Here is a 13,906-nt window from a genome sequence, read left to right as displayed (position 1 = left end):
CAGGAGTAATAATGGCTATCGACGAAAACAAACAGAAAGCACTTGCGGCAGCGCTGGGTCAGATCGAAAAGCAATTCGGTAAAGGCTCCATCATGCGTCTGGGTGAAGACCGTTCTATGGATGTGGAAACCATCTCCACAGGTTCCCTTTCCCTGGATATCGCACTGGGTGCTGGCGGCCTGCCAATGGGCCGTGTCGTCGAAATCTACGGGCCGGAATCTTCCGGTAAAACCACGCTGACCCTGCAGGTTATCGCTTCTGCACAGCGCGAAGGTAAAACCTGTGCGTTTATCGATGCGGAACACGCACTGGACCCGGTCTATGCGCGTAAATTGGGTGTTGATATCGACAACCTGCTGTGTTCTCAGCCGGATACCGGTGAGCAGGCGCTGGAAATCTGTGATGCGTTGGCACGCTCTGGCGCAGTTGACGTTATCGTCGTCGACTCCGTGGCGGCACTGACGCCGAAAGCGGAAATCGAAGGTGAAATCGGTGACTCTCACATGGGGCTCGCGGCACGTATGATGAGCCAGGCGATGCGTAAGCTGGCGGGTAACCTGAAGCAATCCAACACCCTGCTGATCTTCATCAACCAGATCCGTATGAAAATTGGTGTGATGTTTGGTAACCCGGAAACCACCACCGGTGGTAACGCACTGAAATTCTATGCTTCTGTTCGTCTGGACATTCGTCGCATCGGTGCGGTGAAAGAGGGCGATAACGTGGTGGGCAGTGAGACCCGCGTTAAAGTGGTGAAAAACAAAATTGCTGCGCCGTTTAAACAAGCTGAATTCCAGATCCTCTACGGTGAAGGTATTAACTTCTACGGTGAGCTGGTTGACCTTGGCGTGAAAGAGAAGCTGATTGAGAAAGCGGGCGCCTGGTACAGCTACAACGGCGACAAAATCGGTCAGGGTAAAGCGAATGCGACTAACTGGCTGAAAGAAAACCCGGCAACGGCGAAAGAAATCGAGAAGAAAGTGCGTGAGATTCTGCTCAGCAATCCGAGCGATAAACCGGACTTTACTGTCGACGACAACGGTGAAGGCGTCGAAGAAACCAACGAAGATTTCTGATAATCTGAAAGATAATCAAGGGCTGCTGATGCAGCCCTTTTGTTTTTTTGAGCCAGCAGGATTTAGCCATGTCTGAAAACGCATCTCGTCGCTCTGACTATGCCCGTTTGCTCGATCGTGCATTACGCATTCTGGCGATGCGCGATCACGGTGAAGCCGAGCTAAGACGCAAACTTACGGCTCCGGTCATGAGTAAAAATGGCCCGGAAAAAGTTGATGTCAGTCAGGAGGATGTCGACAAGGTTATTGAATGGTGCAGCGAAAATCGATACATCGACGATGAGCGTTTCGCTCGCCAGTTCATTGCCAGCCGTAGCCGCAAGGGGTATGGGCCTGCACGTATACGTCAGGAAATGGGGCAGAAAGGACTTTCTCGAGAAGTGAGTGAAAGCGCGATGCGCGATTGCGAAATTGACTGGAGTGAGCTGGCGCGAGAACAGGCCCAGCGCAAATTCGGAGAACCTCTGCCCACGCAGTTTGCCGAGAAGGTAAAAGTGCAGCGTTTTTTACTCTATCGCGGTTATTTACTGGAGGATATTCAGGAAATCTGGCGAAATTTTGCCGATTGACCGCATAGGGATTTTACTTCGTAGTAAAGAAAACTTATCTTATTCCCACTTTTTCCAGTAGCGGGTTGCTGTCTGTCAAAGGGCAGTGACCCGCTACGACATTTCGTTAGCTTGATTCCAGGATAATTATGAGCAAGAGCACCGCTGAGATCCGTCAGGCGTTTCTCGACTTTTTCCATAGCAAGGGCCACCAGGTAGTTGCCAGCAGCTCACTTGTGCCGAATAACGACCCTACATTACTGTTTACCAACGCCGGGATGAACCAGTTCAAGGATGTTTTCCTTGGTCTCGACAAGCGTAATTATTCCCGCGCGACCACAGCACAGCGTTGCGTGCGTGCGGGTGGTAAACACAACGACCTGGAAAACGTCGGTTACACTGCCCGTCACCATACTTTCTTCGAGATGCTGGGTAACTTCAGCTTCGGCGACTATTTCAAACATGATGCTATTCAGTATGCATGGGAGCTGTTGACCGGTGAGAACTGGTTCAAGCTGCCGAAAGAGCGTCTGTGGGTCACCGTGTACGAAACCGATGATGAAGCCTACGAAATATGGGAAAAAGAAGTCGGTATTCCTCGCGAGCGTATTATCCGCATCGGCGACAATAAAGGCGCTGCTTTCGCCTCTGATAACTTCTGGCAGATGGGCGATACCGGACCTTGCGGCCCGTGCACCGAGATCTTCTTTGACCATGGCGACCACATCTGGGGTGGCCCTCCGGGAAGCCCGGAAGAAGACGGAGACCGCTACATTGAGATCTGGAACATCGTCTTTATGCAGTTCAACCGTCAGGCTGACGGTACAATGGAACCACTGCCGAAGCCGTCTGTTGACACCGGTATGGGTCTTGAGCGTATTGCTGCCGTGTTGCAGCATGTGAACTCTAACTACGAAATCGATCTCTTCAGCAAGCTGATCAAATCTGTTGCTGAAGTGACTGGCGCGACCGATCTCGGCAATAAGTCCTTGCGCGTTATCGCTGACCATATCCGTTCCTGTGCCTTCCTGATTGCTGATGGCGTTATCCCTTCCAACGAAAACCGTGGCTATGTGCTGCGCCGCATCATTCGTCGTGCAATCCGCCACGGGAATATGCTGGGTGCGAAGGATACCTTCTTCTTCAAACTGGTGGGGCCATTGCTGGAAGTGATGGGTTCTGCAGGTGAAGAGCTGAAACGCCAGCAGACTCAGGTTGAGCAGGTGCTGAAAACTGAAGAAGAGCAGTTTGCGCGTACTCTGGAACGTGGTCTGGCGCTGCTGGATGAAGAACTGTCTAAGCTGAAAGGCGATACGCTAGACGGCGAAACCGCTTTCCGTTTGTACGACACCTATGGCTTCCCGGTCGATTTAACCGCCGACGTATGCCGCGAGCGCAACCTCAAAGTTGACGAAGCGGGCTTTGAAGCCGCAATGGAAGAACAGCGCCGCCGTGCGCGTGAATCCAGCGGTTTTGGTGCCGACTACAACACGATGATTCGTGTCGAAGGTAGCTCAGAATTCAAAGGCTATGACCATCTGGAACTGAACGGTAAAGTGACCGCGCTGTTCGTGGACGGTAAAGCCGTTGACGCAGTCAGCGCGGGCCAGGATGCAGTTGTCGTCCTCAATGAGACGCCGTTCTACGCAGAATCCGGTGGTCAGGTTGGCGATAAAGGCGAGCTGAAAGGTACAGGCTTTGCCTTTAGCGTCAGCGATACTCAGAAATACGGTCAGGCGATTGGTCATATCGGTAAAGTTACGTCCGGCTCACTGAAAGTGGGCGATGGTGTGAAAGCGGAAGTCGACGAAGCTCGCCGCCTGCGCATCCGCCTGAACCACTCTGCGACACACCTGATGCATGCCGCCTTGCGCGATGTACTGGGGACGCATGTTGCGCAGAAAGGCTCGCTGGTGAATGACAAAGCGCTGCGTTTTGACTTCTCTCATTTCGAAGCCATGAAACCGTCAGAAATCCGTGCGGTAGAAGATATGGTGAATGCGCAAGTTCGTCGCAACCTGCCAATCGAAACCAACATCATGGATATCGATGCTGCGAAAGCGTCCGGTGCGATGGCGCTGTTCGGTGAGAAATATGATGACCGCGTACGCGTACTGCGTATGGGGGACTTCTCCACTGAGCTGTGCGGTGGCACACATGCCTCGCGCACCGGTGATATCGGGCTGTTCCGCATTGTGTCTGAGTCAGGCACGGCCGCTGGCGTGCGTCGTATTGAAGCAGTTACTGGCGAAGGTGCGATTGCTGCACTGCATGCGCAGAGCGATCAATTGCATGATATTGCACAGCTGTTGAAAGGCGACAGTGCAAATCTGGGCGAAAAAGTACGCTCAGCACTGGAGCGCTCTCGTCAGTTAGAGAAAGAACTGCAACAACTTAAAGAACAACAGGCTGTTCAGGAAAGCGCGAGCTTGTCTGGTAAGGCCGAAGAGATCAACGGTGTCAAATTGCTTGTCAGCGAGCTGGCTGGCGTTGAACCGAAGATGCTGCGCACTATGGTCGACGACCTGAAGAATCAGTTAGGTTCTGCAGTCATCGTACTGGCCACGGTAGCAGACGGTAAGGTTTCTCTGATTGCGGGTGTGTCTAAGGATGTGACCGACCGCGTGAAAGCAGGGGAACTGGTTGGGATGATTGCCCAGCAGGTCGGTGGTAAAGGCGGTGGACGTCCTGACATGGCGCAAGCCGGTGGTACGGATGCAGCAGCGCTGCCAACTGCTCTTGCCAGCGTAAAAGACTGGGTAGGCGCAAAACTGTAATAATTACAAAGCGAACGCAGTCGCCATAGCCTTGCGGTTATGGCGCTCTTGCCACTACGCTATTGAAAACGATAAAGTCAGGTTGAAGTTGTGTATATCGGCTAAACTTAAGTCTAACAGAATGTAATGCCGTGACTGCTTACACTTTACGTGTTTGTCATCGCTTACTTTTTGGCGTTATATGATGGAGAATGCCGGGATACAGAGAGACCCGACTCTTTTAATCTTTCAAGGAGCAAAGAATGCTGATTCTGACTCGTCGAGTTGGTGAGACCCTCATGATTGGGGATGAGGTCACGGTGACTGTTTTAGGGGTTAAGGGTAACCAGGTACGCATTGGCGTGAACGCCCCTAAAGAAGTGTCTGTACACCGTGAAGAGATCTACCAGCGTATCCAGGCTGAAAAATCGCAACAGTCCAGTTTTTGATTTTCCCGCGTCTCGCCTTTCGGCGAGACGCAACACTCTCCCAAGTATTCCCTCGCTGTATGACACTTTCATTGCATTCTTCCCGGACTCTTTCCTTCACTGGCCGATTTCTTCGTTCTGCACAAGCAGGTATGTTCACGAAAAATTTGCTGATAAAACATCCTTTTTGCGCTTTTAACCGACGAATTGTCTGCGAATTGTGCAAACGATTCAGGTGCTGGAAAAATTGTTTGACTTATAAGTCCCAGAAAGTAATATGTGCGCCACGCAGCGACGATGAGCAGAAACAAGTTCTTCGAAGCACTCGTAAGAGGCGCGTGTGGTGAGGTGGCCGAGAGGCTGAAGGCGCTCCCCTGCTAAGGGAGTATGCGGTCAAAAGCTGCATCCGGGGTTCGAATCCCCGCCTCACCGCCATTTTGCATCCGTAGCTCAGCTGGATAGAGTACTCGGCTACGAACCGAGCGGTCGGAGGTTCGAATCCTCCCGGATGCACCATTTTCTTTGAAGTAATAGCAACGCTGTTGCTTCACGGTCTGCGAGACAATCGACAGAACCAAAGAAAATAAAGCCGTTTCAGCAGCGACTTGTAGGGCGAACGACGTTAGCCATCCTTTTGGATGCACCCTCTTTTATCTGGTGTTGTTTTAGTAATGACATCAGGTATCAGTAGTAAAGCAGTAATTCTGATGCATCCGTAGCTCAGCTGGATAGAGTACTCGGCTACGAACCGAGCGGTCGGAGGTTCGAATCCTCCCGGATGCACCATCTTACGCAACACGTGATATCAGTAGTGCCTCAGCATTTTCCGATGCATCCGTAGCTCAGCTGGATAGAGTACTCGGCTACGAACCGAGCGGTCGGAGGTTCGAATCCTCCCGGATGCACCATCTTATGCAACACGTGATATCAGTAGTACCTCAGCATTTTCCGATGCATCCGTAGCTCAGCTGGATAGAGTACTCGGCTACGAACCGAGCGGTCGGAGGTTCGAATCCTCCCGGATGCACCATCTTCTCCAGAATCGCAGTAAACCTGCTGTTTCATGTATTCCTCCCTTTAAATACAACATCGCTAATTCTCAAAACATCCCTACTCAGCCATTCCGTTAACAGCGACAAAAATCCTTGTTTACGATAAAGTAACGTTCTGTTATCCGGTTTGAGAGAACACGATGTACGAGCGTTATGATGGCCTGATTTTTGACATGGATGGCACCATCCTGGATACCGAACCGACACACCGTAAAGCCTGGCACGAGGTGCTTGGGCACTATGGCCTGCGCTACGATTTACAGGCCATGGTAGCGTTAAATGGTTCACCGACATGGCGCATTGCGCAGTCGGTCATTGAACTCAATCAGGCCGATCTCGATCCTTATGCGCTGGCACGCGAGAAAACCGATGCGGTTAAAGCGATGCTGCTTGATACCGTGCGTCCGTTACCACTTATTGATGTGGTGAAAGAGTGGCACGGTCGTCGCCCCTTGTCTGTTGGAACCGGTAGTGAAAGTGCGATTGCCGAAGCGCTGCTGGCACACCTTGGCCTGCGCCACTATTTTGATGCAGTTGTCGCCGCTGACGATGTGAAAAACCATAAACCCGCTCCGGACACCTTTTTATTGTGTGCCGAGCGGATGGGTGTGGATCCGACCCGATGCGTGGTGTTTGAAGATGCGGACTTTGGTTTGCAGGCAGCGCACGCAGCGGGTATGGATGCCGTGGACGTGCGCTTATTGTGAGTGACCTGCTGTCGCTCTCCTCTTTGTTCGCCAGTAGCTTTCTCAGCGCGACCTTACTCCCCGGTAATTCCGAGGTTGTCCTGGTGGCAATGCTGCTTTCTGGCATCAGTCAACCCTGGTTACTCGTGTTAATAGCAACAATGGGTAATAGCCTTGGGGGGCTGACAAACGTTATTCTTGGGCGTTTCTTTCCGCTGCGTGAAAAATCACGCTGGCAGGAAAAAGCAACAGGTTGGCTAAGACGCTATGGCGCGGCCACACTGTTATTGAGCTGGATGCCTGTTATAGGCGATTTGCTGTGCCTGCTGGCGGGATGGATGCGTATCTCCTGGGGGCCAGTGGTGTTTTATTTGTGCCTTGGGAAAGCGATACGCTATGTGCTACTTGCCATCGTAACGCTGCAGGGTATGACGTGGTGGCACTAATTGGATTGAGTGAGTGACCTTTAATCGTCAACCATTACAATTATGCTTAATAAAATGATTATTACAGGCGGGAGGTCAATTTGATCCCGGACGTATCGCAGGCATTGTCCTGGCTGGAAAAAAATCCTCAAGCTCTTAAGGGGATTCAACGTGGTCTTGAGCGTGAGACGCTGCGCGTCAATGCGGATGGCACCCTGGCAACAACGGGCCACCCACAAGCGCTGGGCTCAGCGTTGACCCACAAATGGATCACAACCGACTTTGCAGAAGCACTGTTGGAGTTTATTACGCCTGTTGATGGTGACATCCAGCATATGCTGACCATCATGCGTGATGTTCATCGTTACGCTGCACGTGAAATTGGCGATGAGCGTATGTGGCCATTGAGCATGCCGTGCTACATCGAAAATGGTCAGGATATTGAGCTGGCGCAATATGGCAGCTCGAACATTGGTCGACTGAAAACGCTGTACCGCGAAGGGTTGAAAAACCGTTACGGCGCGTTGATGCAGACCATTTCTGGCGTGCATTACAACTTCTCCCTGCCTATGACGTTCTGGCAGGCGAAATGTGGTGATACAGATAAAGAGTCCGTCTCGGCAGGTTATTTCCGTCTGATCCGTAACTATTACCGTTTTGGTTGGGTGATCCCGTACCTGTTTGGTGCATCCCCAGCTATCTGCCCGTCGTTCCTGCAGGGTAAGCCGACTACGCTGCCTTTCGAGAAGACACCAAACGGCATGTATTACCTGCCGTATGCTACCTCGCTGCGTCTGAGCGATTTAGGCTACACCAACAAGTCTCAGAGCAATCTGGGCATCACCTTTAATAACCTGGAAGATTACGTGACTGCGCTTAAGCGTGCGATCAAGACACCTTCTGAGGAGTATGCGAAGGTTGGCCTGAAGAAAGACGGCAAATATCTGCAGATCAACACTAACATCCTGCAGATTGAAAACGAGCTGTACGCGCCGATTCGCCCGAAACGCGTGACCCGCAGCGGTGAATCACCGTCGGAAGCGCTGCAACGTGGCGGGATTGAGTATATCGAAGTGCGCTCGCTGGACATTAATCCCTTCACGCCGATTGGTGTGGATGAGCAGCAAATTCGCTTCCTGGATCTGTTCATGGTCTGGTGTGTGCTGGCGGATGCGCCGGAAATGAGCAGTGATGAGCTGCTGTGCACGCGTAAAAACTGGAATCGTGTCATTCTGGAAGGCCGCAAGCCGGGCCTGACGTTAGGCATGGGTTGTGAAGCCGATCAGTTCCCGCTTCAGCAGGTAGGCAAAGATCTGTTTAACGATCTGAAGCGTGTTGCGCAGACGCTGGACAGCCTTTACGGTGGTAATGAATACGAAAACGTATGTGATGAACTGGTGGCAAGTTTTGACGATCCGGAACTGACATTCTCGGCGCGCATTTTGCGTTCTATGATTGATCAAGGTATCGGTGGTACAGGCAAATCGCTGGCAGACAAATATCGTACGATGCTGCGTGAAGAGCCGCTGGAAATTTTGCGCGAAGATGATTTCAGAAAAGAGTGTGATGCATCCCTGGCTCGCCAGAAAGACGTTGAAGCGTCGGATACGGAAACATTCGAGGCGTTATTAGCAAGACACGTCTGACAGAAAAGAAAAAGGCCACACTAGTGTGGCCAAAATATTCATCTCTAAATCAGGGATGATGATAACAAATGCGCGTCTTTCATATATTCAGACTCGCATGCGTTCGAAGAGTTCATTTTATTTTAAAAAAATCACTGTGGAGGTGACTAAATGCCATTGTTGGATAGCTTCACTGTCGATCATACCCGTATGGAAGCGCCTGCAGTCCGTGTTGCTAAGACCATGAACACGCCGCATGGCGACGCCATTACCGTATTTGATCTGCGTTTTTGTGTGCCCAACAAAGAAGTGATGCCTGAAAAAGGTATCCACACGCTTGAGCATCTGTTTGCTGGCTTTATGCGCGATCATCTCAACGGTAACGGTGTCGAGATCATCGATATTTCGCCGATGGGCTGCCGTACAGGCTTCTACATGAGCCTGATTGGTACGCCTGACGAAGTGCGTGTCGCAGATGCGTGGAAAGCGGCAATGGCCGACGTGCTGAAAGTGAAGGAACAGAACCAGATTCCAGAACTGAACGTCTACCAGTGTGGCACATACCACATGCACTCTCTGGCAGAAGCGCAAGACATTGCACGTCATATTCTTGACCGCGATGTTCGCGTAAACAGCAACGATGAGCTGGCACTGCCGAAAGAAAAACTTCAGGAACTGCACATCTAGTGCACCGATTCCCTCTCCTTCGGGAGAGGGTAGGTCTGGCTTGTTTAACCGATGACAACGACCGTTTCCTTCTCTTTTCAGCATCGTCCTTTCGTTCCTTACGCCCACGATTATGAGCACGGTGAAAGCGAGCCGTGGCATCAGCACGATTGCGCGCAGTTGCTGCACATTCTTAGTGGCGTCGTGCGTGTAGAGACCCGGTCAGGTTGTTGGGTCGTTCCCCCAGGGCGCGGCGTCTGGTTACCGGCTGGCACACAACACGCTATTCGTATTACCGGTAAAGTGGCAGCACGCACGCTCTTTATTGATCCTCTGGCACGGGCAGACCTGCCGGCTTCCTGCCAGATTGTGCAAATCACCCCCCTGTTACGTGAGCTTATCATCGCCTCCTTTTCCCTGGCGGAAGCGTACCGGCCTGGCAGCCGCGATGAGCGGGTTTATGAGCTGGTGCTGGATGAGATTCGCGGTATGCAGGTATTACCGTTTTACCTGCCCGAGCCGGAAAGTGAAGCCCTGAAAAAACTCTGCCAGCAGATTCGTGAGGCTATCTTGCAGCCCTGGAGCAGCGCGCAGGCGGCAGGTTTAATTGGAACGAGCGAAAAGACGTTGAATCGCCATTTTCAACAGCAGACGGCGTTAACGTTCAGTGAGTGGGTCCGTCGGGCAAAGCTAATGGAAGCGTTGGTACGGCTGGCGCAGGGGCATTCGGTACTACGCGTGGCGCTGGATCTTGGCTATGGAAGTCATAGTGCGTTTACCGCCATGTTTCGCCGGGCGATGGGCATATCACCCAGCGAATATTATCGCGATACCGAGAATTAACGTGTGGTGCTCAGCGCATTCAGTAGCGCCTGCAACGATGCGCGGGCAACATCGTTATCAATTCCTACACCCCAGCGCCCAGAGCCATCCGGGAACAGACAGTGAATGTAAGCCACTGATCGGCTGTCACTGCGTTCACCCAGTGTGTGTTCGTGATAATCCTTAATGCTGAACGGCTGTTTCAGTAACTGACTCAACGCACTGGCTGCTGCCGAGAGCAATCCATTTCCCTGGCCTTCCAGCTTACGATCCGCACCTTCATGGGTGAGCGTTGCCTGTAACAGTAACTGCCCGTCTTTGCGGCTTTCGCTTTTATAATTCACCAGCGCTATCGGTGGATTCGCTGTCAGCCCGTAGCGTTCGCGGAAGAGTTGCCACAGGGCATTTTGCGTCATCTCCTTACCGTGTGTATCGGTTTCTCGCTGCACGTGCTGACTGAAGTCCTGCTGCAAAGCACGTGGCAATTTCAGCCCGTGATTTTGTTCAATCAGCCAGGCGCTACCGCTTTTTCCAGACTGGCTGTTCACGCGGATCACCGCCTCATAGCTACAACCGATATCCTGCGGATCGACGGGTAAATAAGGCATCTCCCAGGGATCGTCTGCTTTACGGGCATCGAATCCTTTTTTGATAGCATCCTGATGCGAACCAGAAAAAGCGGTATAGGCTAAACGTCCCGCCCAGGGGTGGCGTGGGTGAACAGGCAACTGGTTGCAGGTTTCCACCACCTCCACCACTTGTTGCATGTTACTGAAGTCCAGCTCTGGTGAGACGCCCTGGCTGTAGAGATTCATGGCCAGCGTGACCAGACAGACGTTCCCGGTGCGTTCCCCGTTGCCGAACAAGCAACCTTCAACGCGATCCGCGCCCGCCAGCAGCGCGAGTTCAGCGCTGGCGACGCCCGTGCCGCGATCGTTGTGCGGATGCACACTGATGCTCACCGCTTTGCGTCGGCTGAAGTGACGGCAAAAGAATTCAATCTGATCGGCATAAACATTCGGCGTATTCACTTCAACTGTGGCCGGAAGGTTAATGATCATCGGTCGTGAGATACCCGGTTGCCAGACATCGGCTACCGCCTCGCAAATCTCCAGCGCGAACTCGGGCTCAGTAAAGCAGAAGGTTTCCGGTGAGTATTCGTATTGCCACTGGGTCTCCGGGTTGGCTTCGCAGAGCTGACGGATAAGCTGCGTTGAGCGTACGGCAAGCGCTATTACGTCGGCCTTTTCCATACTGAACACCAGCTTACGGAATAGCGGGGCCGTCGCATTATAAAGATGGACGGTAGCGCTGTGCGCCCCTTTCAGTGATTCAAAGGTTCTGCGGATCAAATCTTCCCTGGCCTGGGTAAGCACCTGAATTGTCACATCCTCAGGGATCCGTTTCTCTTCAATTAGCTGACGAACGAAGTTGAAATCCGTTTGCGAGGCAGACGGAAACGCCACTTCAATCTCTTTAAATCCGCAGCTCAGCAGCAGATCCCAGAACTGCAATTTCCGTTCACTGTCCATCGGTTCGGCCAGTGCCTGGTTGCCATCGCGAAGATCGGTGGAGAGCCAGCGGGGTGCCTGGGTCAGTTGTTTTTCCGGCCAGCAGCGGTCGGGTAAGCTAATAGGCTGATACGGTTGATATTTTTGTGCGGGATTTTGCAGCATGATGGGCTCCTGTTGTCTTTCTTTCATCCTGAAGAGAATTTGCGCATGTTGCTTTCGCAAAACTGACAGAAGCTGTAGAGAAATGGACAACGTGGAGCGGTTTTGACGCTGACATTAGGAATGACAGGAATAATCAGCACGATGTGAATAAGCGCCTCCAGATAAGAGGCGCTTAAAGGCTATACATCCGTTACCCGATACTCCACGCAATGTGCTTCGTCGGGTTGTGGGACTTCAAGTTTCCCCGCCATGCGCAGTATGACCTCTTCAGGAACCGCGTGCTGGCGATTGGCATTCTGCGCCTTCCATTGCGGCCAGGGCACTTCCAGATAGACAATTTTTACCCTTGCTCCATAAGCCGTAAACAGACTGATGAGCTGTGTTCGCAGTTGTCGGCTGATGTTAGTCGCATTCCACACGAAGGGCATTTTTTGCCGGAGTAGCACACGGGCATCCTCTTTCGCCAACTGGACGACTTGCCCGGTTGCCGTGCGATCGCCAGGGCTGACGCCCAGTCGCCTGCGAATATCATCCAGACTGACGACCGCCATACCCTGACAGTGTTCGCTGATGTAGCGATCTTTCCCCATGCCTGGTAACGCACTGAGCAGTGTCACTTCAAATTGCTCACTTTCCCAGGGAACGAAATCTGCAGGACTATTCTCATGCGTCAGGTAGTGCCAGCGTGCTGTATCGGACGCGAAAGGACGCGGCAGGCCCCAGCACTGCTGCTCCTGGCAAAAGAGTTCGAACAACGCGATGCGGTCGAGCATCTCCTGTTTATCTGCACAATGCCGACCCTGCATGTCGGCGCGTGCGAGTAATGCCAGCAGGCGGGTATCAATGCGCATGGCTGCACTGAGCAGCAAGCGCTCCGGGGCAGGGCGTTCCAGTAGCCACAAAGGTAAACCGTGCAACCGCACCAGCGCCGCAACTTGCTCGCGAAGGGCAAAGGGGGTGGGGATGTCACGCCACAAAATGTGCCGTGCGGTGAGCTCACCTTTGCGTGCATGACCGGGAGAGTGAATACGCCCATCCTCATCCTGATAGGTGGTACTGCGCTTTTCGACATCGTGCAGTAACGCCGCAGCCCACATGATTTCCTGTTGCTGGAGGGGCAGTTGCTGGTACGCCTCCATACCCGTTAGCGCATTGAGTACCATCCCGGTATGAATGCCCACGTTGCCTTCCGCGTGATGATAAAGATCCTGCGGAACCTGATGCATCTCTTCCACCCAGCTAAAACGCTGGCGTAATGTGGCCCAGTTCTTGTCTTCGCTTAGCTGCCAGATCATCGTGTGCCTCTTGTTGCAAACTCATGCGCCATACGGGCGCGCTGCCAGTTCCGTTTCCAGTGCTCAGTGGTTTTCACATGATTTTTGCGCACAAACTTAAAGACGTTATGGGAAAAATTATCAACAGCAAATTCTTCATTGTTACGACTGACAATCCCTTCCAGCGTACAAGGCATGCCGGTCTGCGTATCCCAGGGATCAAATGCGCCCTTGCCCGTTGTTAGTGCCAGAAACTCACGCTGCCATGCTTTCTCATCATTCGCGGGCTGCGGGCCTTTTATCTCCGGTACGCAGTGGAAATCAAAGAGTGCGGCATAGAATTTGACCTCTTCCCAGCTGAGCCAGACGTCCTGACAGCGGACGGCGAAGAGGAAGAAATCCTGTTCCAGCGCGTGATACTCGATGGAGTGGACGGCATAAAGATTCTCACCAAAGAGTTCGAGATCGCCGAGATCGTTTTTCAGTAATTGCCAGCGCTGGCGAATCTTATGTGTCCACGCGGACTGGGTTGGTGCGGCGTGAGAACGTGCGAAAACGCCGTAGCGGTTAAGACAGTTATTCTCACCGTCCAGCTTTTCCGTATGTACCAGCGAGGAGATTGACTGCATATCACGCCAGTAATCGGCATTGATGCGGTCATCGCTGGTGGTGCCTAGGGAGAAAGGATAGTGCCAGGTTCTCCCGTATTTTCGTTGCGAATTCATGATAATCCATTATTTTTTTGTGTAATTAGTGTTCGCCCGCGCGGCGTGCGAATGCCAGGTTGAGTGGGTTAAAAAGTGTGAGGATAAAATTCACCCGGAAAAGGGGTGGACGACGCAAGAGGGATAAACAACCTGAGCGTGTTGCTC

The 13,906-nt window shown here is 52.4% G+C and carries 12 protein-coding genes and 5 tRNA genes; 14 read left to right on the top strand and 3 right to left on the bottom strand.

All coding sequences use genetic code 11. The features are described from left to right. The first annotated feature begins 11 nt into the window (after positions 1–11). The 14 genes from recA to AC5JPW_RS20955 all read left to right on the top strand — a co-directional run bounded on the left by recA (position 12) and on the right by AC5JPW_RS20955 (position 10,105). Positions 12–1,076, top strand: coding sequence for a recombinase RecA (gene recA, locus AC5JPW_RS21020; RefSeq protein ID WP_494243017.1), 1,065 nt, complete (start codon positions 12–14; stop codon positions 1,074–1,076). 68 nt (positions 1,077–1,144) lie between these two features. Beyond that, a complete protein-coding gene (gene recX / locus AC5JPW_RS21015) occupies positions 1,145–1,645 on the top strand; it encodes a recombination regulator RecX (RefSeq protein ID WP_494243016.1) in 501 nt (166 codons plus the stop codon). A gap of 128 nt (positions 1,646–1,773) precedes the next feature. Continuing rightward, positions 1,774–4,401, top strand: coding sequence for an alanine--tRNA ligase (alaS, locus tag AC5JPW_RS21010; protein ID WP_494243015.1), 2,628 nt, complete (start codon positions 1,774–1,776; stop codon positions 4,399–4,401). 242 nt (positions 4,402–4,643) lie between these two features. Further along, a complete protein-coding gene (csrA, locus tag AC5JPW_RS21005; protein WP_002434672.1) occupies positions 4,644–4,829 on the top strand; it encodes a carbon storage regulator CsrA in 186 nt (61 codons plus the stop codon). Between the two features lie 321 nt (positions 4,830–5,150). Next, a tRNA-Ser gene (locus AC5JPW_RS21000) sits at positions 5,151–5,243 on the top strand. A gap of 4 nt (positions 5,244–5,247) precedes the next feature. Next, positions 5,248–5,324, top strand: a tRNA-Arg gene (locus AC5JPW_RS20995). Positions 5,325–5,517: 193 nt separating this feature from the next. After that, positions 5,518–5,594, top strand: a tRNA-Arg gene (locus AC5JPW_RS20990). 45 nt (positions 5,595–5,639) lie between these two features. Continuing rightward, a tRNA-Arg gene (locus AC5JPW_RS20985) sits at positions 5,640–5,716 on the top strand. Positions 5,717–5,761: 45 nt separating this feature from the next. Next, positions 5,762–5,838, top strand: a tRNA-Arg gene (locus AC5JPW_RS20980). A gap of 162 nt (positions 5,839–6,000) precedes the next feature. Further along, the gene (gene yqaB, locus AC5JPW_RS20975; protein WP_494243014.1) at positions 6,001–6,567 is read left to right on the top strand and encodes a fructose-1-phosphate/6-phosphogluconate phosphatase; all 567 of its coding nucleotides are present in this window, start codon (positions 6,001–6,003) and stop codon (positions 6,565–6,567) included. Then, positions 6,564–6,992 carry a YqaA family protein gene (locus AC5JPW_RS20970; RefSeq protein WP_494243013.1) on the top strand — a complete coding sequence of 143 codons (429 nt, stop codon included), beginning with the start codon at positions 6,564–6,566 and terminating at the stop codon, positions 6,990–6,992. The genes yqaB and AC5JPW_RS20970 overlap by 4 nt, the downstream gene beginning before the upstream one ends. 80 nt (positions 6,993–7,072) lie before the next feature. Then, the gene (gene gshA, locus AC5JPW_RS20965; RefSeq protein WP_494243012.1) at positions 7,073–8,617 is read left to right on the top strand and encodes a glutamate--cysteine ligase; all 1,545 of its coding nucleotides are present in this window, start codon (positions 7,073–7,075) and stop codon (positions 8,615–8,617) included. Between the two features lie 150 nt (positions 8,618–8,767). Next, the gene (gene luxS, locus AC5JPW_RS20960) at positions 8,768–9,283 is read left to right on the top strand and encodes an S-ribosylhomocysteine lyase (protein WP_494243011.1); all 516 of its coding nucleotides are present in this window, start codon (positions 8,768–8,770) and stop codon (positions 9,281–9,283) included. Between the two features lie 51 nt (positions 9,284–9,334). Then, positions 9,335–10,105, top strand: coding sequence for an AraC family transcriptional regulator (locus AC5JPW_RS20955; RefSeq protein WP_494243010.1), 771 nt, complete (start codon positions 9,335–9,337; stop codon positions 10,103–10,105). On the opposite strand, the gene leuA is transcribed toward AC5JPW_RS20955, so the two are convergent. From leuA to AC5JPW_RS20940, 3 genes are all read right to left on the bottom strand, one after another. Further along, positions 10,102–11,760 (bottom strand): 2-isopropylmalate synthase, encoded by a 1,659-nt coding sequence (gene leuA / locus AC5JPW_RS20950; RefSeq protein WP_494243009.1) that lies wholly within the window; start codon positions 11,758–11,760, stop codon positions 10,102–10,104. The two genes, AC5JPW_RS20955 and leuA, sit on opposite strands and share 4 nt — an antisense overlap. A 179-nt stretch (positions 11,761–11,939) precedes the next feature. Continuing rightward, positions 11,940–13,055, bottom strand: a complete 1,116-nt coding sequence (locus AC5JPW_RS20945) for an AAA family ATPase (RefSeq protein ID WP_494243008.1) — start codon at positions 13,053–13,055, stop codon at positions 11,940–11,942. Beyond that, positions 13,052–13,759, bottom strand: coding sequence for an RNA ligase family protein (locus AC5JPW_RS20940; protein WP_494243007.1), 708 nt, complete (start codon positions 13,757–13,759; stop codon positions 13,052–13,054). Before AC5JPW_RS20940 ends, AC5JPW_RS20945 begins: the two co-directional genes overlap by 4 nt. Positions 13,760–13,906: the final 147 nt, after the last annotated feature.

The organism is Phytobacter sp. (assembly GCF_059074235.1).
The sequence above is the reverse complement of the archived record's forward strand: the minus strand, read 5'-3'. Positions and strand labels throughout refer to the sequence as shown.